At 64.4% G+C, this 22,791-nt stretch carries 19 protein-coding genes and 1 pseudogene; 8 read left to right on the forward strand and 12 right to left on the reverse strand.

The genetic code is table 11. From position 1 onward, the window contains the following. Window positions 1–362 precede the first annotated feature (362 nt). Window positions 363–1,382 (forward strand): C1 family peptidase, encoded by a 1,020-nt coding sequence (locus JQ604_RS38145; RefSeq protein WP_212365902.1) that lies wholly within the window; start codon window positions 363–365, stop codon window positions 1,380–1,382. A gap of 678 nt (window positions 1,383–2,060) precedes the next feature. Continuing rightward, a pseudogene (locus JQ604_RS38150) lies at window positions 2,061–2,309 on the forward strand (hypothetical protein); the annotation flags it as partial. A 123-nt stretch (window positions 2,310–2,432) separates the two neighbouring features. Here JQ604_RS38150 and JQ604_RS38155 read toward each other — a convergent pair. The 4 genes from JQ604_RS38155 to JQ604_RS38170 form a co-directional block, all read right to left on the reverse strand. Then, window positions 2,433–2,828 (reverse strand): PRC-barrel domain-containing protein, encoded by a 396-nt coding sequence (locus JQ604_RS38155; protein WP_212365903.1) that lies wholly within the window; start codon window positions 2,826–2,828, stop codon window positions 2,433–2,435. A gap of 69 nt (window positions 2,829–2,897) precedes the next feature. Next, on the reverse strand, window positions 2,898–4,124 hold the full coding sequence (locus JQ604_RS38160) for a GGDEF domain-containing protein (protein ID WP_212365904.1): 1,227 nt from the start codon (window positions 4,122–4,124) through the stop codon (window positions 2,898–2,900). Between the two features lie 82 nt (window positions 4,125–4,206). Further along, window positions 4,207–5,718 carry an AMP-binding protein gene (locus JQ604_RS38165; RefSeq protein ID WP_212365905.1) on the reverse strand — a complete coding sequence of 504 codons (1,512 nt, stop codon included), beginning with the start codon at window positions 5,716–5,718 and terminating at the stop codon, window positions 4,207–4,209. A gap of 75 nt (window positions 5,719–5,793) precedes the next feature. After that, entirely contained in the window at window positions 5,794–7,509 is a 1,716-nt protein-coding gene (locus JQ604_RS38170; protein ID WP_212365954.1) for an extracellular solute-binding protein, read from the reverse strand. Window positions 7,510–7,885: 376 nt separating this feature from the next. On the opposite strand from JQ604_RS38170, the gene JQ604_RS38175 reads away from it, so the two are divergent. Continuing rightward, on the forward strand, window positions 7,886–8,719 hold the full coding sequence (locus JQ604_RS38175; RefSeq protein WP_212365906.1) for an invasion associated locus B family protein: 834 nt from the start codon (window positions 7,886–7,888) through the stop codon (window positions 8,717–8,719). Window positions 8,720–8,790: 71 nt separating this feature from the next. On the opposite strand, the gene hspQ is transcribed toward JQ604_RS38175, so the two are convergent. Next, the gene (gene hspQ, locus JQ604_RS38180) at window positions 8,791–9,123 is read right to left on the reverse strand and encodes a heat shock protein HspQ (RefSeq protein ID WP_024584048.1); all 333 of its coding nucleotides are present in this window, start codon (window positions 9,121–9,123) and stop codon (window positions 8,791–8,793) included. Window positions 9,124–9,244: 121 nt separating this feature from the next. On the opposite strand from hspQ, the gene JQ604_RS38185 reads away from it, so the two are divergent. Next, window positions 9,245–10,198, forward strand: coding sequence for an AEC family transporter (locus tag JQ604_RS38185; RefSeq protein WP_212365907.1), 954 nt, complete (start codon window positions 9,245–9,247; stop codon window positions 10,196–10,198). On the opposite strand, the gene JQ604_RS38190 is transcribed toward JQ604_RS38185, so the two are convergent. Continuing rightward, window positions 10,195–11,445: a UbiH/UbiF family hydroxylase gene (locus tag JQ604_RS38190; protein ID WP_212365908.1), complete on the reverse strand. Its 1,251-nt coding sequence runs from the start codon at window positions 11,443–11,445 to the stop codon at window positions 10,195–10,197. The two genes, JQ604_RS38185 and JQ604_RS38190, sit on opposite strands and share 4 nt — an antisense overlap. Before the next feature lie 134 nt (window positions 11,446–11,579). Between JQ604_RS38190 and pcsA the strand changes: the two genes are divergently transcribed. The 3 genes from pcsA to JQ604_RS38205 all read left to right on the forward strand — a co-directional run bounded on the left by pcsA (window position 11,580) and on the right by JQ604_RS38205 (window position 14,098). Then, on the forward strand, window positions 11,580–12,314 hold the full coding sequence (pcsA, locus tag JQ604_RS38195; RefSeq protein WP_212365909.1) for a phosphatidylcholine synthase: 735 nt from the start codon (window positions 11,580–11,582) through the stop codon (window positions 12,312–12,314). After that, window positions 12,311–13,036: a TerC family protein gene (locus JQ604_RS38200; protein ID WP_212365910.1), complete on the forward strand. Its 726-nt coding sequence runs from the start codon at window positions 12,311–12,313 to the stop codon at window positions 13,034–13,036. Before pcsA ends, JQ604_RS38200 begins: the two co-directional genes overlap by 4 nt. Window positions 13,037–13,123: 87 nt before the next feature. After that, window positions 13,124–14,098, forward strand: a complete 975-nt coding sequence (locus JQ604_RS38205; RefSeq protein WP_212365911.1) for a quinone oxidoreductase family protein — start codon at window positions 13,124–13,126, stop codon at window positions 14,096–14,098. 138 nt (window positions 14,099–14,236) lie between these two features. On the opposite strand, the gene JQ604_RS38210 is transcribed toward JQ604_RS38205, so the two are convergent. From JQ604_RS38210 to JQ604_RS38235, 6 genes are all read right to left on the reverse strand, one after another. Further along, on the reverse strand, window positions 14,237–15,433 hold the full coding sequence (locus tag JQ604_RS38210; RefSeq protein WP_212365912.1) for an acetylornithine transaminase: 1,197 nt from the start codon (window positions 15,431–15,433) through the stop codon (window positions 14,237–14,239). Window positions 15,434–15,667: 234 nt separating this feature from the next. Then, window positions 15,668–16,498 (reverse strand): ABC transporter permease, encoded by an 831-nt coding sequence (locus JQ604_RS38215; RefSeq protein WP_212365913.1) that lies wholly within the window; start codon window positions 16,496–16,498, stop codon window positions 15,668–15,670. Next, window positions 16,495–17,757 (reverse strand): ABC transporter permease, encoded by a 1,263-nt coding sequence (locus JQ604_RS38220; RefSeq protein ID WP_212365914.1) that lies wholly within the window; start codon window positions 17,755–17,757, stop codon window positions 16,495–16,497. Before JQ604_RS38220 ends, JQ604_RS38215 begins: the two co-directional genes overlap by 4 nt. Window positions 17,758–18,034: 277 nt before the next feature. Then, a complete protein-coding gene (locus JQ604_RS38225; protein WP_212365915.1) occupies window positions 18,035–19,093 on the reverse strand; it encodes an ABC transporter substrate-binding protein in 1,059 nt (352 codons plus the stop codon). A 47-nt stretch (window positions 19,094–19,140) separates the two neighbouring features. Next, complete coding sequence (locus JQ604_RS38230; RefSeq protein ID WP_212365955.1) at window positions 19,141–20,247, reverse strand: ABC transporter ATP-binding protein; 1,107 nt, start codon at window positions 20,245–20,247, stop codon at window positions 19,141–19,143. A gap of 174 nt (window positions 20,248–20,421) precedes the next feature. Beyond that, window positions 20,422–21,690, reverse strand: coding sequence for a tetratricopeptide repeat protein (locus JQ604_RS38235; RefSeq protein WP_212365916.1), 1,269 nt, complete (start codon window positions 21,688–21,690; stop codon window positions 20,422–20,424). A gap of 158 nt (window positions 21,691–21,848) precedes the next feature. Here JQ604_RS38235 and JQ604_RS38240 point away from each other — a divergent pair, with 158 nt between their 5' ends. Then, the gene (locus tag JQ604_RS38240) at window positions 21,849–22,790 is read left to right on the forward strand and encodes a hypothetical protein (RefSeq protein ID WP_212365917.1); all 942 of its coding nucleotides are present in this window, start codon (window positions 21,849–21,851) and stop codon (window positions 22,788–22,790) included. Window position 22,791: the final 1 nt, after the last annotated feature.

A 22,791-nucleotide genomic window follows, 5' to 3' on the forward strand; every position in this document is an offset into this window, starting at 1 on the left:
GTGACGTTCATCCGCCAGCACGGCCAGGCCGCCAAGGTACGCCCGGACATGAAGGTCGTGTTCTTCCAGGAATGGAAGACGCCCGAGGAGCGGCTGATCGGCACGACGGAGATCCTGCGGCAGCTCGCCGTGCTGGCCGAGAGCAAGAAGGCGGCGTAGTCGCCTCCAGTGCTTCCGATTTTGCGCAGCTAGCCCACTCATGGGAGGGAAGATAGCCGTCGATAAAATGAACTCTGCGGGTTGACTGGACTCGACTCGTGTGGAACCCGGTGGTAGCGTTTTAGAATCAGTACTCGCGTTGATTTACTTTCTTAGATTCTGTTTTGCGTACATCATTGCGTTTCGTCTCTTCCGAGGGGGGTATGCAGCGATCTTTCATTGAAGTTTTTGATGATGAGATAAATCTAAGTTCGATGGAGGTCGCAGTATTAAGAGCTGCGGGCGTTAGGTCATTTGAGGACTTACATTGTCTCGTCAATTGCTTTCCTTCGGTAAGTGAAGCCGGCGATTTCCGGTTGCCGCTATTGCAGAAGCTCGCCGAGCAAGGGGTCAGCGCGGCATTTGCAAGTTCAGCGAGTCGGCTTGCCTCAACTCCAAACTCTCACCGAACGCCGAATGGTGTATCGCACCCGCCGAATGCCCGCTGGGACATTGGAGCAACAACACCCGTCCCGATTCTTTCCGCGAGTGCCTCTTCGTCAGCAAGTGCAACCAGCAGGGGCCAGATAGCGAGTGGCCCGGTCAACGTGGTGAACCGGATTTGGCCTGTCGGCGATCAGGGCGATCGCGGCACTTGTGTGGCGTTCGCGTCGGCAGCGTGCGCCGAACTATGTAGCTGTGCCGGGTCGCTGTCACCGCCGACAGACTTGTCTGAGCAGTTTCTGTTTTGGGCAATCAAGAATAAAACTGGCGATCCGCACCCTAACATTGATGCTACGCGTCTGGAATTTGCACGCGACGCCGTTGATCAAATCGGTATTTGTCCTGAGGCGTTCTGGCCGTATAGCCCAAACATCATCCCGGGGGCCGTTTGCCATCATGGATATGGAGGCCCATCCAACGCTGCATTGGCCGCGGCCAGCAAAAACACCTTCAGGTCCAGAAATTACGAAGTGTTCAGCAAGCCAGGAACCGGAATAGCCGCGGTTTTTCGGGCGCTTGAAAAAGGTCGCCCGGTTGCGGCAACGCTACCCGTTTACGCGGACCTTCGGTTCCCGGGAAATCCGGATAATTGGAACACGGCCGTTGGTGAGAACTACGGCCGAGTTATGGATCCGCCTCCCGTGTCGAAAGTTGTTAGCGGGCATGCGATTTGTATCGTGGGTTTTGAGCCTGATCCGATGGAACAGAAAGGCGGTTTCTTTGTGTTCCGAAATAGCTGAGGAACCACTTGGGCCGCTGGCGCGCCGACTAATTCGGGGTACCACTCTCCTGGACCGGGTTACGGCGATATATCGGCTAGCTATGTTGATGATTTCATATGGGAATTGCTTGAATTATAGGGGGCCGGGAGCGATGTCGTGACGTTTAGATCACACTGTTCAACAAACTGGGAGAAGTGCCACAATAGTCAGCAGTCCGCCTACATCCTTAGCATGGAATAAACCATTTTGGGATTACAAGTTCGTTGGCAGACGAAAGGAATCGAAATGGAGCAACTGAAGATCAGGGCAGCCGAAGTTCCGGCAAAGCCTGGTGACTTCGGTGCATCCGTCGTCGGGCATGATTTAGTGGTACCGGAGCAGGTGGCGCGCATTTTCGTTGCGCACGGAGTGCGAGATGCTACCGGGATGTTGTCGTATATTGACGCATTCCCATCGACGGTCGCACACGATTTGCAGTGGAGTGTTTCGGACGTTCTTGAAGGCTTGAAGTCGCTGCGTGTGAGTTTGTCTGGGCACGTATCGGAGGCCTTTCTAAATCCACAGCGTCCCAGGCGACGCGCGTATGGTGCGCTACCGCCACGCGTTCGTTGAACTCTAAACGCCGATTTTACTCTGATCGATTGGCTTCGAGCATCCGTCAGCAGAATCTAGAAGATGCATGGCGATTGGAATCGTCGCCGAGCCAATTTCGAGAAGGTCGACGCTGGTCCGAAGGGCGCGTTGATCGCCTTCCGCGACAACAGCTTTGCCCATCCGGAGCGGCTGGTGACGTTCATCCGCCAGCACGGCCAGGCCGCCAAGGTACGCCCGGACATGAAGGTCGTGTTCTTCCAGGAATGGAAGACGCCTGAGGAGCGGCTGATCGGCACGACGGAGATCCTGCGGCAGCTCGCCGTGCTCGCGGAGAGCAAGAAGGCGGCGTAGGGCTGGCAAAGATTGTAGGGTGGGCAAAGCGAAGCGTGCCCACCACTTCTGTCACAGCAAGAAAGGTGGGCACGGCGCAAGCGCGCCTTTGCCCACCCTACGCAGTCGTCCTACGGCTGTCGCCTACTTCGGATACTTGAATTCCGGGGCGGCCTTCATCGCTTCCTTGGTGGTGTTCATCGTCGCCAGCCACTTGTTGTTCTTTTCGTCGTGGCGGACGCTGACGGACGAGGGGGCGACCGCGACATAATGCTCGCCCATGCCGAGGAAGCCACCGACCGACAGGATCAGTGCTTCGACCTGGTTGTTCTTGATCGCGATATCGGTGATCTCGCCGATCGACTCGTCCTTCTGGTTATAGACGTTGAGGCCCTTCAGCTTTGACGAGAACATCTCGTCCTTGCCGACGGTCGAATACTTGGCTTCGGCCGGCGCGGTGCCGACGGTCTTGACCTCTTCGGCGAGCACCGGCGTTGCGAGCACGGCGACGGCGGCGGTGATCAGTACAAGTTTCTTCATCTTGTCCTCCATTGCAGAATTTGCGGTTCGACAATTCGGGAGGCGAGGGCTTGTTCCTTAGAGAACGGCTTACGACGCTGCGCGCTTGTCCTGTCGGTAGAGTCGCGCGAGCAGCGACTTTGCGGAGTCGTTCGGCAGCAGCGTCGCGACGGTGACATCGGCCTCGCTGCGCGTGTCGCGCCGGCCCTGGCTGGTGTGGCGCATCACGCTGCTGAGCCGTCGGGCGATGGCGTGGGCGTTACGCGGATCGGTTTCGGCGAACACGACGACGATCGAACCGTCATCCTGCACGGCGCCAAAATCCATCTGGCGCATCAGCCTTGAGATGATCCGCGCGCCGTCGAACTGCGCGCGGGGATGGGCGTTGTCGAAGGCGAAGCGTGCGACCGACAGGCTGCCGCCGCGTTCGGTCGTCTGGTAGACGGCGGTTGCGAAGTCGCGGTCGAACGCGGTCGTCGTCAAGAGGCCGGTGCGGGCATCGATCAGGCCCTCGGCGTCGATCGCGCGCAAGGTGCGGCTGAGCCGTTGCTCAAACGCATGCTGGCGCAGCATTGGCAGCGCGATGGAGGCAGCCAGCGCAGGTGGGACCGAGGTGATCTCGAGGTTCGGCAGATCGTGGCTCGGCGCGAGATCGCCGGAGACGACCACGACCGGCAGACTGCGGAAGCGCGTGTCCTCGGTCAGCACGGTGAGGAACGCGTCGACCACGCGCGGCGAAAATCCTTCCGCCAACACGATGCCGTCGATGTCGCGGCTGTTGAGATGCTTGGCCGCCGCCTCGATGCTGAGCGCGCCGACCACGCCAGAGCGCTCGCCAAGCGCGACCGATAGCGCCGGGTAGGCGCCGCCGCGGCCGATCAGGAGCGCGGTTGCTTCTTTTGCCGCGTCGATATCGGAGAACGCAATCGGCACCGGCGGCACCAGGCGGCGCATCACGGTCGCGTGCAGGGCGCGCACGCGCAAGGCCGCATTGAGGCGCGCGATCAGGCGATTGGGCTGGCTCTCGCTCTGGACGAACGGAAGCGCGTTGTCGGGGAGCTCGGTGACGGGATCGACCGCGATCAATGGCAGATAGGGCGCGCGGGCCGCGATCAGCTTCGCCAGAGTTTCGACACGCTGCGGATCGGCGCCGGCCATGCCGGCGATCACGGCCGCCGGCTGCACTGTCTCGATCGCGCGCGCCGCTTCGCTCCAGTCGGTCTCGACGGCTGGAAACAGTTTTGCCGCGCTCAGCGCGGCGGCGAAGGATGGGCGCACTTCGGCGGAGACGACAAGGATCGGGCCTTGCTGAGACATCGCGGACAAAACTCGGGCCAATGGAACAGTGGCCGCGATGCTAGGTCCCGCCGCTTAATGCAGCGTCAACGCAATCGTCGAGTTAGCTGGATCCGGGCGATGAGCGGTCGCGAAATGCTTCCACCATCAACGGGTTAAGCCCGAGCTCGGTCAGCGCGTCGCGGGCCCGCGCACTGTCAGGGGCGCGGCCGGCAAGGCGGTGGCCGCTGAGGCGATCCGGCAGTGCCGTCAGCAGCGAGCCCTGGCCGAGCCGGCGCGACCATTCCTGGAGGTCCTGGGCGAGGAAGCGATAGCCGCCGACGGCCATCACGCCCGAGGGCGGCGCGGTGACGTGGAGGACGCCGGTCGCGCGGTCGACGCGAGCGGCGTATTCGGTGTCGACATAGTCGCGCGGCTGCGATGCGATCAGCGTGTCGCTCGGCGGAGGCGGCGGCGCATAGGCGGCAACCGGCACCATCGGTCCGCGCAGGCCGAGCGTTCCCTTCGGCGTGACCAGGATCTCGCCGGCGATCGAGGAGCTCGGGACTGCGCGCGGCGCGCCATGCGGGCCCGGCTTGATCTGCGCCGCCGCGCCGTCCTCGGCGATGCGGCGGGCGCCGAACAGGCCGGCTTCGCCGAACAGATAGACGTCGGTGAAACCGGCGCGCTGCGAGGTCCATGATGGGCTGGTGCCGACCTGTTCCGGGGCGCGCCACAGCCCGATCACGGTGCGCAGTGTCGGCATCCGCTCGGTGAGGCCGACCTCGTCGAGCCGCAACGCCAGCGGTGCCGGCGCCACCAGTGTGTCGCAGGCGTGGTCGTTGAGCTGCGTCTCCAAAACCTCGTCGTCGAAGGGATGGTGCAGCACCAGGCTGCCGCCGGTCAGCAACCAGATCACCAGCGACGAGCAGAGTCCGGCGAACGACATCGGCGCGAAGGCGGACATCACGGTTGCGCCCTGCTTGACGTCGCTTTCCAGGGAGATCGCGAGCCCACCGGCAATCAGGCTGAAATGCGCGCGGGGCACGGGGCGCAAACCCTCGCTGGTGACGTCGAAGGTGATCAGTGCGGCCTTGCGGCCATCCTGGATCACCGGGCGCGAGGTCGGGGAGTCCCGCAAGATCGCCTGATCGAGCGAGGCCATGCCCTCGGGCAGGTCGGTGCCGAAGCCGCAGACATGGCGGATCGAGAACGCCTCGGCGGCGGCGTTCATCGCGAGGTCGGAATAGGCGACGCCGTCGACCTTGCCTGATGTCACGATGGCGCGGGCGGCGGTGCGGTTGAGCGCCGAGGTCAATTCGGCCTGCCGCCACAGCAGCGGCATCGGCGCGACGACGAGGCCGGCGCGATGCGCGGCCAGCACGGTCAGCGCAAACTCCACGGTGTTCGGCAACTGCACGGCGATGACGGAATTGGCCGGCAGGCCCGACTCGATGAAGTGCGCGGCGAGCGCCGAGATCGCGCGATCGGCCTGCGCATAGGTCAGGCGCTTGCGGGTCTGACCGGTGATGCGCTGCTTGTTGAGTGGATCGACCAGCGCCAACGTCTCCGGCTGCCGCGCCAGGGTCCGCTTGAACAGGGTATCGAGCGTGGGCGAGGCGATCGGCTGGTTCACGGGCTCAACTTCGGTTGCATTGCGTCGGTTGAATCACTCAAGTCGCATCACTCAAGTCGCATGACTTGGGGCGCATCACTTGGATCTGGAATCGGCCTTTTGCCACCACGTCTCCGGCAAATAGCCGGCCAACGCCGTGGTCTTCGGTCGTTCTATCCGATTCCAGCGCGCGATCCATTGCTCGGGCGCGTTTAACACGGGGATTGCGTAGAAACCGGAGATCAAGGCCCGGTCCAGTGACCGCACCGCGGAGACGAACCCCGCACGTTCACGGGCTTCCAGCAGGATGCGGATCAGCGAATCGATCGCGGGGTCCCTGGCGCCCATATAGTTCCGCGTGCCCGGCGTATCCGCCGATTGGGAGCCCCAGTAGAAGGTCTGCTCGTTGCCGGGCGACAGCGATTGATCCCAGCGGTTCTGGATCATGTCGAACTCGTAGCCGAGCCTGCGCTGGTCGAACAGCACGGGATCGACGGCGCGCACGGTGACCGCGATCCCGGCGCGCTTCAGGTCGCGCTGATAGGCCAGCGCGATCCGCTCCTGGTCGCGGGTCGTCACCAGGATCTCGAAGGTGAAGGGCGCCTTGGTGGCGCGGCTCCGCATCACCGTGCCTTCGAGGTCGTAGCCGGCCTCGTCCATCAGCGCGATCGCGGCGCGCAGTGTGGTGCGGTCGCGGCCGGAGCCGTCGCTGACCGGCAGGCGATAGCTGCCATCAAGCACGTCGGGCTCGATATGGGCGCCAGCCTGTTTCAGGAGTGTGAGCTCGCGCTCATCGGCGGAGCGCGTATAGGCCGACAATTCCGAGCCGGCGAACACGCCGGCGCTGCGGCCGTAGAGATTGAAGAAGTAGTTGCGGTTGATCCACTCGAAGTCGAACAGCAAGGTCAGCGCCTTGCGCACGCGGATGTCGGAAAAGATCGGCCGCCGCGTGTTGAACACCAGGAATTCCGACGGCTGCGGCATCCCGGTCTTGATGGTATCGCGGATCACGGCGCCGCTCGCCGCGGCCGGGAAGTCGTAGCCGTCGTGCCAGCGCAGCGGCTCGGTCTCGACGCGGAAGTCGCACAGCCCGCGCTTAAAGGCTTCGAACTGGCCGTTGGACTCGCGGTAATAGTCGAGCCGGATCTCATCGAAATTGTAGAGCCCGCGATTGACCGGCAGATCGCGGCCCCAATAGTCGGGATTGCGGGTCAGCGTCACGCTGGCGCCCGGCCTGACCGCGGTGACGCGGTAGGGACCGGAGCCGATCGGCCCGGTCAGCGTGGTCTCTTCGAAGGTTTCAGGGTTGATGGCGTGCTTGGGCAGCACCGGCATCAGGCCGAGGATCAGCGGCAGCTCGCGGTCGTTGGCCCCAGTGAGATCGAACCGCACGGTGAGGGGATCCAGCACCTCTGCCTTGGCGACCTTGGAATAATACTGCCGGTGATAGGGCCGCCCCTTCTCGCGCAATAGCGTCAGCGAGAACAGCACGTCCTCGGCGGTGACGGGATGGCCGTCCGCGAAGCGGGCGCGCGGGTCGATATGGAAGGTGACGAAGCTCCTGGCGTCGTCGGTCTCCAGCGATTTCGCGAGCAGGCCATAGAGCGTGAACGGCTCGTCGTTGCCGCGCGCCATCAGGCTCTCATAGACGTAGTTGCGGATGTGCTGCACGGCGATGCCGCGCACGATCAGCGGATTGAGGCTGTCGAAGGAACCGAGCTGACACCAGATCAGCCGGCCGCCCTTCGGCGCATCGGGATTTGCATATGGCATGTGAGCGAAGTCGGCCGGCAGCGCCGGGGCGCCGTGCATCGCGATGGCAGTACTTTCGGTTGCCCGAGCCGGGCTCGCACAGCCGACAAGCAGCACAGCCACGCCGGCGGCGAGGCGACCGCTGAAACGTCCGATCAAACGCCCCCGAACGCGTCGATGTGATTCGGCGAAACTCACCCGAAAGCCTTATCACAAAGGCCTGTGCAACGCCGCGATGGGGCTTCAAATACGCTTGTTGGCATTGATCTTTTCGTGTGCCGCTGTATTGAAGGCGTGCAATTGATCCGGCGGTTCAGCCTGTCACGTATCCGCCTCAATTGACGGGGAGACAGCCGCGCGAGCAGCTGTGTTCCGCGGCTATGTGTCGGCGCCTGCAGCGGTTTCGGGTGCTGCCGTTCAGAAAGGGTTTTCCGCAATGAATTTCCGTATCCTGGCCGCCCCGGTCCGGCCGCGTGGGCGAATTGTCGCCTTGATGGCGGCCACCGCGTTCTCCGCCGCGATGCTGGCTCCCGCTGCGCAGGCCCAGACGCCTGCAGCCCCGGCTGCGCCCGCGGCCCCGAAGGCGGCACCCAAGGCGGCCCCGAAGGCGGCGCCAAAGCAGCCGGCGGCTCCTCCGGCTGCGCAGGCTCCTGCCGCGGGTGGCCAGGCCCAGGCGCCCGCCGCTGCACCGCAGCAGCCGCCGCCCCAGGACCAGCAGGTCCAGCTGATCTATGCGCCCTGGACCAAGTTCTGCCTCAAGGGCCAGGAAGCCAACGCCAAGCAGGTCTGCTTCACCGGCAAGGACGGCCGCATCGAGTCCGGTCAGCCCGTGATCGCGGCCGTCATCATCGAGCCGGAAGGCGAGCCGAAGAAGATTCTCCGCGTGACATTGCCGCTCGGCATGCAGCTGGTTCACGGCACCCGCATCATCGTCGACAACAACGCGCCGCTGCAGTCGCCCTATGTGATCTGCTTCCAGAACGGCTGCATGTCGGACTATGAAGCGACGCCGGAAATGATCGCCAGCCTGAAAAAGGGCCAGAACCTGGTGGTTCAGGCGATCAACTCCAACGGCGCGCCGCTGACCTTGCCGCTGCCGCTCGCCGGCGAATTTGCCAAGGCCTATGACGGTCCGCCCACCGACCCGAAGGTGTTCGAGGAGAACCAGAAGAAGCTGCAGGAAGAACTGCAGAAGCGCGCCGAAGAGCAGCGCAAGAAGCTCGAGGACGCGCAGAAGGCCGGCGGCGGTGCTCCTTCCGCCCAAAAATAAGCGCTGAGGCACATCCACAACAAAAAGGCGCCCGAAGGGGCGCCTTTTTCGTTGGAAGAGGGAAGCGAAACTCAGTTCAGCGACGGATTGCGCGGACGGTAGCCGCCCGACTTGTCCTTCACAAAGATCTCGGCGACCTGCGAGTGACGGATCGGCTCACCGGAATCATCCGGCAGCAGGTTCTGCTCTGAGACATAGGCGACGTATTCGGTCTCCGAATTCTCGGCGAGCAGGTGGTAGAACGGCTGATCCTTGTGCGGGCGCATGTCCTCCGGGATCGACAACCACCATTCCTCGGTGTTGTTGAACTCCGGATCGATGTCGAAGATCACGCCCCGGAACGAGAACACCCGGTGGCGGACGATCTGCCCGATCTGGAATTTGGCGGTGCGCGCTTTGATCATGCCTCTGCGATAGACCATGATTGTGGCCGATGCTAGGGGCATTGGCGCGGATTTAACCAGCCGTTTACTGATTCCAGCCCGGTTGAAGCGGCCGGGGCGAAACCGAGAAAACACTTCAGGAATGATCGATATCCTCAATCTGGCATTGCCATATTTCGGTTTGATCTTCGTCGGCTTTGCCTGCGGCAAGGTGAGGAGCCTGCCGGAGAGCGGGCTCGTCTGGATGAACTTCTTCCTGCTCTACGTCTCGCTGCCGGCGTTGCTGTTCGGGATCATGTCCAAGACGCCGTTTTCCGAGCTGAACAACCCGCCGTTCCTGATCGCGACCACGCTGGGAACCGTGACTGCGTTCGTCCTCGCCATGGTCGCCGGCAAGCTGATGGGGGGCTTGAGCCTGCGGGAGGCGACGCTGGCGGGGTTGTCAGGGGCTTACGGCAATATCGGCTACATGGGCCCGGGGCTGGCGCTGGCGGTGCTCGGCACCAAGGCAGCGGCGCCGACCGCGCTGATCTTCTGCTGCGACAGCATCTTCCTGTTCTCGATCGTGCCGCTGCTGATCGAACTGTCCGACCGCGACCATCCTTCGATCCTGCATGCGCTCGGCGTGGTGGCGCGGCAGATCGTGCAGAACCCGCTGATCATGTCGGCGGTATTCGGTGCGCTGGTGGCCGCGTTCCATATCCCGATTCCAGTCGCGCTCGACCGCACCATCCAGTTCCTGCAGAACGCGGCGGCCCCGATGGCGCTGTTCGCGCTCGGCGTGACGGTGGCGCTCCGGCCCTTCGAGCGGGTGCCGTGGGAGGTGCCCGGCGTGATCGCGATCAAGCTGCTGATCCACCCGCTGGTGGCGTTCGGCCTGATGCTGCTGTTCGGCCCGTTCCCGCAGCCCTGGGCCGCGACGGCCGTGCTGATGGCCTCATTGCCGCCGGCGCTGAACGTGTTCGTGATCGCCCGGCAGAACGACACCTGGATCGAGCCGGCCTCCGTCGCCGTGCTGATCGGAACCTTCGCCTCGGTGGTCACGCTGACCAGCGTGATGTGGTTCATCCAGACCGGGCGGCTGGTGTTTCCCTAATGTGTCTTATTTTTTGACGCGTTTTCTTTACGCGAACCGGTACCCACTTCGCTTGAAAACGCTTTGCTGCGCCACGACGGCGCCAGCCCTTCGCGCATCGCGAGCCGCCGCAGCGGGCCGATGGCGCCGATCAGGTGCAGGCCGGTGGCGCGGAGCGATTGCATGGGCAGGAAATCGCTGAGCAGCGAGCGGTTGGCGATGTCGATCGCAAACATCCGGCTGGTGACGTCAGGGCGACGGGCGAACTGGTAGCGCGACAGCACCGGCGGGGCGCCCGGATCCTCGCCCGAGGCGATCGCTCGCCCGACGATGTCCGCGATATCTGCGGCATCGCGCAGTCCCATATTGAGACCCTGCGCGCCGATCGGCGGCAGCACATGGGCGGATTCCCCGACCAGTACGATGCGGTCCTTGGCAAAGCGCTTCGGGCGCTCGATGCCGAGCGGGAACAGGTATCGGCCCGGCTCGACCTCGACGCGGCCGAGGATCGAATGCGACTGCTTCTCGGCGGCCTCCGACAACTCCGCGTCGCTCAATCCCTTCAGCCGTTCGGCCTCCTTCGGCGTGGTCACCCACACCACGCTCGAGCGGTTGCCGGTGAGCGGCACGAACACGCAGGGGCCGTGCGGGGTGTGAAATTCGGTCGAGATGTTCCGGTGCGGCCGGCTGTGGCTGATGTTGAAGGTGAGGGCTGATTGCTGCAGGTCGCGCCTGACGATTTCGATGCCGGCCGCCTCGCGCGCCAGCGAGTTGCGCCCGTCGGCGCCGACCACCAGCCGCGCTGACAGCGTTTGGCCTTGCCGCGTCCGCACGGAGACAGCGTCGTCCGCGGGCTCGACCGTTTCGGCCTCGTCGTCGAAGCGCGCCAGGCCTGGAAGCTCGGCGGCACGTTCTTCGAGGGCTGCGACCAGCGAGCGGTTGTCGATGTTGAAGCCGAATTGTGACAGTCCGATTTCATCGCAGCAAAAGCGCACCTCGGGCGCGCGGATCAGCCGTCCGGTGTCGTCGACCAGCCGCATGGTCTTGAGCGCGGCGGCCTTGTCGGCGCAGCGGCGCCAGACGTCCAGCCGCTCCAAAAGCTCGGTGGAGGCGCCGAGCAGGGCGGTGGTGCGGTTGTCGGCATAGGGCGCACGGCGGGCCAGCAGCGCGGTCCTGGCGCCGGCGTCCGCGAGCGCAATCGCGGCCGAGAGGCCAGCCGGACCGCCGCCGATAACGAGAACGTCAAGGGAAGGCAGGGCATCGTTCATATCGGGACAATTGACATGCCCGGCGGCATTTTCAAGCCACCAAACCCCTCAAAAGTTTCGGGCAAATCGCGCGGCGGAACGCCGCAAGTGCGGATATGCAAAGCCGGCCGATTCCTGATAGCACTGCCCGCGCAATGGATCAGATTGAACAGCGGGAGTCCCGATCGGCGTCGCAGCGTGCGCGGACGGCCGCGTTCGGCGTGCACCTGTTCACGGCGCTCGGCGCCGGGATCGCGCTGCTGGCCATGCTGGAGGCCGTGCGCGAGCACTGGGCCAACATGTTCGGCTGGCTCGGTTTGGCCCTGATCGTCGACGGGATCGACGGGCCGCTGGCGCGGAAATTCGACGTGGCGCGGCTGCAGCCGAACTGGTCGGGCGACACGCTCGATCTGGTGGTCGACTTCGTCACCTATGTGTTCGTGCCGGCCTATGCGATCACTGCGAGCGGCCTGCTGCTGCCGCTGGCGGCGCCGATCCTCGGCATCGGCATCGTGGTCTCCAGCGCGCTGTATTTCGCCGACCGCCGCATGAAGGCCGCGGACAATCATTTCCGCGGTTTCCCGGCGCTGTGGAATGCGGCGGCGTTCTATCTGTTCCTGCTGCGCCCGTCGCCGGTCGTCTCGACGCTCGCCGTCGCGCTGCTGATCGCGCTGACCTTTGCGCCGTTCCACGTGCTGCATCCGGTCCGCGTGGTGCGGCTGCGCTGGCTGACGCTGTGGCTGCTCGCGGCGTGGGCTCTGCTCGCCATGTACACCATCGCGCACGACTTTGCGGTCGACATAACCATCACCTTCGGACTCTGCGCCATCGCCGCCTACATCGTCGGCAGCGACGCGGTGATCCGCCGCATAAGAGCATTCAAGGCATGATCGAACTTCTCTCCAGCCCGGAAGCCTGGGCGGCACTGCTGACGCTGACCGCGCTCGAAATCGTGCTCGGCATCGACAACGTGATCTTCCTGTCGGTGATCGTGTCGCGGATCCCGCCCGCGCAGGCCAAGCGCGCGCGGCAGCTCGGCCTGCTGCTGGCGCTGGTGTTCCGCATTGTTCTGCTCAGCATCCTGGTGTGGCTGATCGGGCTGACCGAGCCGGTCGTCACCGTCAAGGACGTGGCGCTGTCCTGGCGCGACATCATCCTGATCGGCGGCGGCCTGTTCCTGATCGCGAAGGCGACCCACGAGATCCATGGCGAGGTCGAGGCGCGCGAGGGCGAGGACGACGCCAAGGGCAGCGCCGGCGCGTTCTTCCTTGTGATCGTGCAGATCATCATCATCGACCTCGTGTTCTCGCTCGACTCGATCATCACGGCGATCGGCATGGCGCAGGACATCGAGATCATGATTGCGGCCGTCGTGATCGCCTGCATCATCATGTACATCTCGTCGGGGCCGGTGGCGCGCTTCGTCGCCGAGCACCCGACCACCAAGATGCTGGCGCTGGCGTTCCTGGTGCTGATCGGCGTGGCGCTGGTCGCGGACGGATTCCACTTCCACATCCCGCGCGGCTACATCTATTTCGCGATCGCCTTCTCGGCCGCGGTCGAGGCGTTCAACGTGATGGCCAAGCGCAACCGGAGGAAGGTGGCGAAATAGCCGGCTCCGGACGGCTCGGTTGACAAGCCGGCCGCGATGGCATTCGCTTCGCCCCAAGCCACGACATTCAAGAAGGGAGACATCGACATGACCAAGGCCGTGCGCGTGCACAAGGTGGGGGGCCCGGAGGCCCTGACCTATGAGGACGTCGAGGTCGCGGCTCCCGGGACCGGCGAGGTGCGCATCCGCCAGCACGCGGTCGGCCTCAACTTCATCGATGTCTATTTCCGCACCGGCCTCTACAAGGCGCCCGGCCTGCCGTTCATTGCGGGCAACGAGGCGGCCGGCGAGGTCGTGGCGGTCGGCCCCGGCGTCACCAACTTCCATCCCGGCGACCGCGTTGCCTATTATTTCAACCTTGGCGGCTATGCATCGGAGCGGGTGATCCCCGCGGACAAACTCGTAAAACTGCCCGACCACATCACGTATGAGCAGGGCGCCGTGCTGATGCTCAAGGGGCTGACGGTCTGGTACCTCCTGCACAAGACCTTCAAGGTCGAGCCCGGCCATCGCGTGCTGATCCACGCCGCGGCCGGCGGCATCGGGCTATTGGCCTGCCAATGGGCCAAGGCGCTCGGCGCGCATGTGATCGGCACCGTCGGCTCCAAGGCCAAGGCGGATCTCGCGCTGTCCAACGGCTGCGACCACGTCATCCTCTACAACGAGGAAAACTTCGTCGACCGCGTCAAGCAGATCAGCCGCAACGAGCTCTGCGATGTCGTCTATGACGGCGTCGGCAAGACCACGTTCCCGGGCTCGCTGTCCTGCCTCCGGCCGCGCGGCCTGTTCGTCAGCTTCGGCAACGCCTCCGGACCGGTGCCGCCGTTCGCGCTCGCCGAGCTCAACAACCACGGCTCGCTGTTTGCGACCCGGCCGAAGCTCAACGATTATGTCGGCACCCGCAAGGAGCTGCTCGAAGGCGCCGACACGCTGTTCGCGGCCGTGATCAACGGCAAGCTGCACGTGCCGATCAACCACGCCTATGCGCTGAAGGATGCGGCGAAGGCGCATGTCGATCTGGAGAGCCGGGCGACCACGGGCGCGGCGATCCTGCGGCCGTAGGACTCGCCGCCGTCGTTGCGAGGATGCTCGCGACAAAATTGCGAAGCAATTTTGCGCTGAAGCGAACGAAGCAATCCATGCTTCCGCGTATGCGGCACGATGGATTGCTTCGCTGCGCTCGCAATGACAGTGGCGGCGTCACGCCACCCGCCGCGCCGCGCCGACCTTGGTCAGCACGCTGTCGAGGCAGTCGATCATCAACGAGATCTCCTCGCGGGTGACGTTGAGCGCCGGCATGAAGCGCAGCGCGTCTGATTGCGGCGAGTTGAGCAGTACGCCTTCCGCAAACGCCTGCGCGACGATTGCGGCGCCGATCGGCATTTTCAGGTCGAGCGCGAGCAGCAGGCCGCGGCCTCTGATCGCGCCGAGCCCATGCCGCGCCGAGAGCCGCTGCAATTCGCCTTCCAGAAACTGGCCGGTGTCCGCGACCGATTTCAGGAACGACGGCTGGCCGATCTGCCCGAGCACGGCGAGGCCCGCGGCGCACATCAACGGATTGCCGTTGAAGGTGCCGCCCTGGTCGCCGTGCTCGAAGCATGAGGCGTTCTCGGTCGCGAGCAGGGCGGCAAGCGGCACGCCACCGCCGATGCCCTTGCCGAGCGTCATGATGTCGGGCGTGATGCCGGCATGCTCGTAGCCGAACAGCTTTCCGGTGCGGCCCACGCCGGTCTGGATCTCGTCGACGATCAGGAGCAGGCCGAACTGCTGGGTCAACGCGCGCAATTCCTGCAGGAATTCGTCCGTCGCGGGCCACACACCGGCCTCGCCCTGGATCGGCTCCAGCATCACGGCGACCGTCGATTTCGAGATCAGCTGCCGCACCGATTCTATGTCGTTGAGCCTGGCTTTGCGGAAGCCCGGCACCTTCGGCTCGAACAGCGGCTCGAACGCCTTCTTGCCCGACGCCGACATGGTCGCGAGCGTGCGGCCGTGGAAGCCGCCTTCGAATGTGATGATCTCGTGCGCGCCGTTCTTGTATTTGAGCCCATATTTCCGCGCGAGCTTGATCGCGCCTTCGTTGGCCTCCGCACCGGAATTGGCGAAGAACACCTGGTCGAAGCAGCTCTGCTCGACCAGCGCCTTGGCGAGCTTCAGGCTGGTGTCGTTGTAGAAGGCGGGGCTCGGCGTCAGCAGCCGCTTGGCCTGCGCGGCGAGTGCCTCGGCGACGGCCGGCGGCGAATGGCCGAGCGCGTTGACGGCCCAGCCCTGCACGAAGTCGAGATAGCGATTGCGCTGATCATCCCAGAGATACGAGCCGGCGCCGCGGACGAACACGGCCTTCGGGCGCACGGTGATGTCCATCAGCGCGTCATACGGATGGGTAGCGTCGGTCATGTCGATCTCCTCTGGTCTCTTGGGTGAAATGAAGCGCGAAAAGCGAGAAGGCCGCGCTTTGGGGCGCGGCCTTCTCGAAAACCTGGGCTGATTTACTTAATCAGCGCTGGCGTCGGACATGGCGCGACCCGTCATCGTCGTTGGTACGACGCTGGCAGATGGCGCGGCGGTTGGTCCGGTTCAGCTTCATGGCGTGTGCTCCTACAGCACGAGGCCGGCTGGTGTCAAGGACCGTCATTCGACGTTGCCCTTCAGCCGCTCATTGCGCCGGCGCAAGCCTTCCATGGTGGCGAGCAGGATGATCGAGACCGTCGTCAGGATCACCGCCGCCGCCGTGATGGTGGGGCTGATGTTCTCGCGGATGCCGCTGAACATCTCGCGGGGCAGCGTGCGCTGCTCGGGACCTGCCATGAACAGCACGATCACCACCTCGTCGAAGCTGGTCGCAAAGGCGAACAATGCGCCTGACGCGAGGCCCGGCATGATCAGCGGCAGGATCACCCGGCGGAACGCATCGAGCGGCGAGGCGCCGAGCGAGGCGGCGGCGCGCGTCAGGTTGGTGTCGAAGCTTTGCAGCGTCGCGCCGACCGTGATCACCACAAACGGCGTCGCCAGCGCCGTATGTGCCAGGATCAAACCGAGGTAACTGCCGGTCAAGCCGATCGGCGCGAAGAAGAAGTAGAGTCCAACCGCGGTGATGACACCGGGCACGACGACCGGCGACAGCACGAAAGCCAGCACCAGCGGTTTGAACCGGCTCTTCCACTGCGCCAGCCCCAGCGCTGCCAGCGTGCCCAACACCATCGACAGCAAGGTCGAGGCGACGCCGATGATCATGCTGTTCTTCAGCGAATTCATCCAGCGCGGCGAATTGATGAAGTCGTCGTACCAGCGGAGCGAGAGGCCTGGCAGCGGATAGGTGAGGTACGAGCCCGAGCTGACGGACAGCGGCATGATCGCCAGGATCGGTGCGATCAGGAAGATGAACACCAGCGTGGAGACGACGATGGTCGCACGCCACGCGATGCGCTGGCTGGGCGTGCGGAGAGAGGAATTGTCGCTCAATTCTTCATCCCTCCCGTGACCTGCTGGCCCTGCACCAGTCTGCCGTAGACGAGCGCGAGCAGAATAGTGGCCAGCAGCAGCACCGCACCCAGCGCCGAGGCCAGGCCCCAATTCGCCGTCTCTGTCGTGTAGAGCGCGATGAAGTAGCTGATCATCTGGTCGGCGGCGCCGCCGACGAGTGCCGGCGTGATGTAGTAGCCGAGCGCCAGGATGAAGACGAGCAGGCTTCCCGCGCCGATGCCGGGCAGGGTCTGAGGCAGGTAGATGCGCAGGAACGCGGTGAGGGGTGGCGCACCGAGCGAGGCGGCGGCGCGCATGTAAGCGGGCGAGATCGCCTTCATGCTGCTGTACAGCGGCAGGATCATGAACGGCAGGAGCACGTGGGTCATGGCCACGCAGACACCGAAGCGGTTGTAGATCAGGCGCAGCGGCGCATCGATGATGCCGAGCCAGTGCAGGCTGTCGTTGACGATGCCCTGGCTCTGCAACAGCACGATCCAGGCGCAGGTGCGGACCAGCAGCGACGTCCAGAACGGCAGCAGGACGAAGATCATCAGCAGGTTCGACTGGCCCGGCGGCAGGGCCGCGAGCAGGTAGGCGACCGGGAAGCCAAGGATCAGGCACAGTGCCGTGACGCCGAGGCTGATGAGGAAGGTGCGGGCGAAAATGTCGCGGTAGATGGCCTGATCTGCTGGGGCTGCGACGATCGCGCCGTCCGCGTTGCGCGTCAGGTCGAGCGCCGCGAGAAGGTAGAAGCCGGTCACCGGGCCGCCGGCGTCCTTGATCGTGGTCCAGGTGGTGCGTTCGCGCCACGCCGGGTTGATCTTGCCCAGCGTCTCCTTCGCCGTGCCTGTGTCCGGCATCGCCTTGAGATTGCGTGCGGTGCTGGTGAGGATGGTGCGAAAGCCGTTCAGCGCGTAATTCAGCCGCTTGGCTGCGATGGCGATGGTGCCGGCGGTGCGTGCCGCGAGGATGTCGCTTGCCAGCGCCGCGTAGGTCTTTTCGTCCGGCAGGTCCTTGCCGTCCCAACTGGCGAGAGCCGCGATCGTTTGCGGCAGAACCTGACGCACCTCGCGGTCATCGACCGCGCGCCACAGCATGCCGGCGATGGGCCCGGCGAACGTGAAGAGCAGAAACAGCAGCAGCGGCAGAACTAGTGCCAGCGCCTTGATCTGTCGCGCGCGCTCCGCCTGCTTCAGGCGGCGCTTCAGCGGCACCTTGGTCTGGGGATCGGCGCCGGTCAGGGACGCTGCCGTCATCGGGTGAGCCTCTTTGACCAGACACCACTCGCCATTTCGGAGCGACCTGAGCGCGCGCCTCGTCCTTCGAGACGACCGCGGAGCCTGTCATCGGGCCGCGCTTTGCGCGGACCCGGTGGCGGTCTCCTCAGGATGAGGCTCATTGACATCGGCGCCTGTGAAATGGCCGCCGCACGCTCCGTCCTCATCCTGAGGAGCCCGCCTAGGGCGGGCGTTTCGAAGGATGGCCGCAACGTCACTGACTTCAATCCGCGCCGCACGCCGGTGCTGTCGCGCGTTATTTCGCGGCCCATTTGTTGAAACGCTCGGTCAGGCGGTCGATGTTCTCGAGCCAGAAGCCAACGTTGATCTCGACCGCGTTCTTGATGTTGTCGGGCGCGGTCGGCAGGTCCTTCAGCACGGCGGGCGAGAGCCGGCCGGCTGCGTCCTTGTTGGAGGTGCCATAGGCGATGTTCTCCGACAGTTTCGACTGGTTCTCCGCCTTGCCTGCGAAGTCCAGGAACTTGTAGGCGGCGTCCTTGTTCGGGCTTCCCTTCAGGATGACCCAGCTGTCGAGAGTGAAGAGCGCTCCGTCCCACACCATGCCAAAGTTCTTCTTGTCGTTCTTGTTCGCGGTGTCGATGCGGCCATTGTAGACCGAGGTCATCGCCACCTCACCGGAGGCGAGCAGTTGCGGCGGCTGGGCGCCGGCCTTCCACCAGACGATGTCGCCCTTGATGGTGTCGAGCTTCTTGAACGCACGCTCGACGCCCTCGTCGGTCGCCAGCACCTTGTAGACGTCCTGTGGCGCGACGCCGTCGGCCATCAGCGCGATCTCCAGCGTGGTCTTCGGGCCTTGACGCAAGGCGCGCTTGCCCGGAATTGTCTTGGTGTCGAAGAAGTCGGCCCAGCCTTTGGGGGCTTCCTTCAGCTTGTCCTTGTCGTAGCCGAGCACAAAGTCATAGAGGATGGCGCCGACGCCGCAGGAATTGACTGACGGCGGGATATAGGCGGCTTCGCCGCCGATCTTGGAATAGTCCATCTTCTCGAACAGGCCTTCGTCGCAGCCGACCGCCAGCTCGTCGCTCTCGACCTGGACGACGTCCCAGGTGGCGGCGCCACCCTGCACCTTGGCGCGCAATACGCCGACGCCGCCGTCCCAGGACTCGTCGTTCATGGGAATGCCGGCGGCCTTCTTGAACGGCTCGAAATAGACCTTCTTCTGGGCATCCTGATAGGCGCCGCCCCATGACACCACGGTGAGATCACGCGCCTCCGCGACCGTGGACAGTGCAGCGCTGGCGCCGAGCGCCGCGGCGAAACCCAGAGCAATCGTGCCAATCTTGCGCTTCAGCATGGTCGTTGTTCCCCTTCATATGCGTTGCGTTGATGTTGATCGCTGGATCAGACGGGATCGAGGGCGAGGCAGTCCTCGGGGCGGAAGGTGACGAACACGCTTTCACCGTGCCTCAGACCATCATGCGTCCCCGGCTGAAGCTTGACCATAAATTCGCAGTTCCCGGCGACGTCGAGCACGGCCAATGCGTGGTCGCCGAGATAGATCGTGTTCTGCACCCTGGCCGGCAGACGGTTCGACCCGTCGCTGGATGCGCCATCCGGGACAAGGGCGATCCGCTCCGGCCGCACCGACAGCGAGGTCGACGCGCCCGCGCCGGAGACATTGACGGCACGTGCGGTCACGGCGCCACCACCGGCCAGCGCGACGCGGCAATAGTCCTTCTCGACCGTCTCGACGGTGCCGGCCAGCACATTGTTCTCGCCGATGAAGTGGGCGACGAAGCTGTTCACCGGCTGCTCGTACAGTGCGCTTGGCTTGTCGATCTGCTGCACGATGCCGTCGTTGAACACGGCGATGCGGTCCGACATGGTGAGCGCTTCGCTCTGATCGTGGGTGACGTAGACGACGGTGATGCCCATCGTCTCGTGCAACTGCTTGATCTCCAGCTGCATCTGCTCGCGCAGGCGCTTGTCGAGCGCGCCCAGCGGCTCGTCCATCAGCACGAGTTGCGGATTGAAAACCAGGGCGCGGGCCAGCGCCACGCGCTGCTGTTGACCACCGGACAGCTGCCCGGGCCGCCGGTGCGCCAGGGTTTCCAGCTTGATCATGCGCAGCGCCGCCTTGACGCGGTCCTGCACCTCCGCCTTGCTGATCTTGCGAACCGACAGCGGGAAGGCGACATTTTCCGCGATCGTCAAATGCGGGAACAGGGCATAGTTCTGGAACACCATGCCGATGTCGCGCTTGTGCGGCGGCATGTTCTTGATCGGCCGGTCGCTAAGGTAGATCTCGCCCTGGGTCGGAACCTCGAAGCCGGCCAGCATCATCAGCGTGGTCGTCTTGCCCGAGCCCGACGGGCCGAGCAGGGTGATGAACTCGCCCTTCCTGATATCGAGGTCGAGGTTCTTCACGACCAGATGTTCGCCGTCATAGGTCTTCTGGATGCCGGAAAACCGCACCAGCGGTGGGGGCACGATCGGCGTGCCTTCCATTCCCGCCGATGAGCTGCGAGGCGAGACTGTCATCAAGGAGGACTTCCACCGCGTTCACGATAGCGAGCGCAGCTTAGCATCCTCGAATGATAATGCTAGCCCTGAGCGATCGCCGGCGCTTCCGGCACGGCTTGCAGGGTGAGAGCGTTCGTCGACTGCGTGGGCTGACGGTTCCTATTCAACGCCGTAAGGCGCGTAGTCCTTCGCGACATCGGCATTGATTGCGGTGGCAGCGTCGATATCGGCCTGCGCCGCGTCGCCATCGCCTTTCTTGCGCTTGGCGAGGCCGCGGCCGTAGAGCGAGCTGGCGAGCTTTGGATTGGCCTTCAGCGCCGCGTCGAAATCCGTGATCGCTGCGTCGAAGTCGCCGAGTTTGAGATGGGCTGTGGCGCGGCTGTCGAGCGTATAGGCATCGTTCGGCCGCCACTTCAGCGACTGATCGCAATCCGCGAGTGCTTCCTGTGCCCGGCTGAGGATCGTGAGCACCACGCAGCGCGCGTTCAGCGCGGCGGCGTATTTTTCATCGCTCTTGATGGCCGCAGTAAAATCGCCGAGCGCGCGCGGATAGTCCTTGCGGTCCAGATAAACGTTGCCGCGGGAGTAATAATCGCGGGACTCGGTCGGCGCGAGGCGCAGCGATTGATCGAAATCGGCGAGTGCGCGGTCAATCTCGCCGCGGTCGCGGAACACGCGGGCGCGGTTACCGTAGGCAGCCGCGTATTTCGGATCGAACTTGATGGAATTGTTGTAGTCGGCCAGCGCCCGATCGAGATCGTCGCGGTCACGATAGGCGTTGCCGCGATTGTAGTAGGCGAGCGCGAATTTCGGATCGAGCTGCAGGGCGTAATTGTAGTCGGCCATCGCGCGATATTTGTTGCCGGTGTCGGTGTAGGAATTGCCGCGATTGTTGAAATACCAGGCGTCGCTCGGATTGATCCCGATCGCCACGTTGTAATCGGCGATGGCCTCATAGTGCTCGCCGCGGTCGCTGTGGGCGATGCCGCGGTTGAAATGCGCAATGGCATCCTTGGGATTGAGCGCGACCGCCTTGTCGAAATCGGCGACCGCAGCGTCGAAATCGCCCTTGCGGCGATAGGCCTCGCCGCGATTGACCAGCGCCATCTGCCGCGACGATTTGTACTTGATAGCCTCGCTCAGGTCGGCGATCGCCCGGTCGTTATCCTCGCTTTCGAGATACATCGCGCCGCGGTTGAGCAGGGCGCCGGAGCGCTGCTTCTCGGTCAGCTTTTTCATGCCGAGCACGTAAGTGCAGCCGCCGATCCGCTGTGGGGCAGCCACCTTGTTGAAGCACCATGCGCGCGCAGTTGCTGCCGAGGGCGGCTGGGTCTGGGCGGAGGCGGGAGCAGCCGCCAGCAACGCGCAGGCCAACACCGCGCCGGCGATCGGGGCCGCTATCAACCGTTCTGTTCGAGATTGCCGCAAGATCTGCCTCCGCGCGGGCGGGTTGTTGTGATTTCAGGCGTTTGTGGGCGCAGGCCGTGGTTTGGTTCACGCGGAGCGGGCTTGAACGGGGCCGGCATTTGCTTCGACCAAGCAAGGTGCGCCGCGGCGCCTGTGCGCTCTTGCCGGGGAGACCAACATTGTCCGAGGATGCCTATCTGGTCGACGTCGACGCGATCCGCCGGGCGTTTCCGCCCGGCACCGAACCGCCGCAGCTGCTGATGGATTTTGCGGCCTGGCTCGACGGGCGTCCGTGGGGCAGCGTCGGCTGCTTCGATCTGGACGGACGGTCCAGCGACCATGCACCGATCTTCGACGGCAGCCCGCTGCGCGCCGCGTTCGCGTTGTTCCTGCGGCTGCCGGACGGATCATTGGTCGGCTATTGGCAGGGCGTCCCCGGCGGCGGAGCACCGCCGATCGTGCTGGTGGAATCGGAAGGGCAGTACGAAACGCTCGCGCCGACGCTGGAGAGCTTTCTGGCAAAGCTCGCGCTGAAGCAATTTGTCGGCGATCTCAGCCCGTATGACGATGACGACGATGCGACGGAGGAGCTTGCCGCCTGGCTGCGTGGTCGCCTTGGCGAAACCGATCTTGAGAAGCTGACCGAGCAGCCGATCAATTCGCCGGACTTCCGCGCCTGGGCCTATTCATGGGCAGATGAGCGCGAGGCGTTCTGGTCGAAACACCCGATCCTGGCCGAGCTTTCAGGGCTGCTGCATGCCTACCGGCCTGATGGCACCAACCCGTGGGACGGCACGCATTTCCGTGTCGCCATCGCGGGCGGACAATGCGAGATCCGGGATTTGCATGCCGGACCGCAACGCGCAGACGAGGCCAGGGCTGTGGAAGCGGTGCTGCGTCGATTGCGCGACGCGATGTGGCAGGCGCAGCCCGAACTCGGGCTGTGGTTCTGGATGTCGTTCCGACTCGGGGCCGACGGCCGCATCATGCCGAATTTCGATTACGACACGCGGCCGACATTTGCGGGCGCGCCTGCCGATCTCTCCGAAGTCGAGGCCGATTTGATGCGGGCCCCGCGGCCGGATCGCTGGGTGCCGAAGTGGCTGGCGGACGAGATGTAGT

The organism is Bradyrhizobium jicamae (genome assembly GCF_018130695.1).
In the GTDB taxonomy this organism is placed as follows: domain Bacteria; phylum Pseudomonadota; class Alphaproteobacteria; order Rhizobiales; family Xanthobacteraceae; genus Bradyrhizobium; species Bradyrhizobium jicamae_B.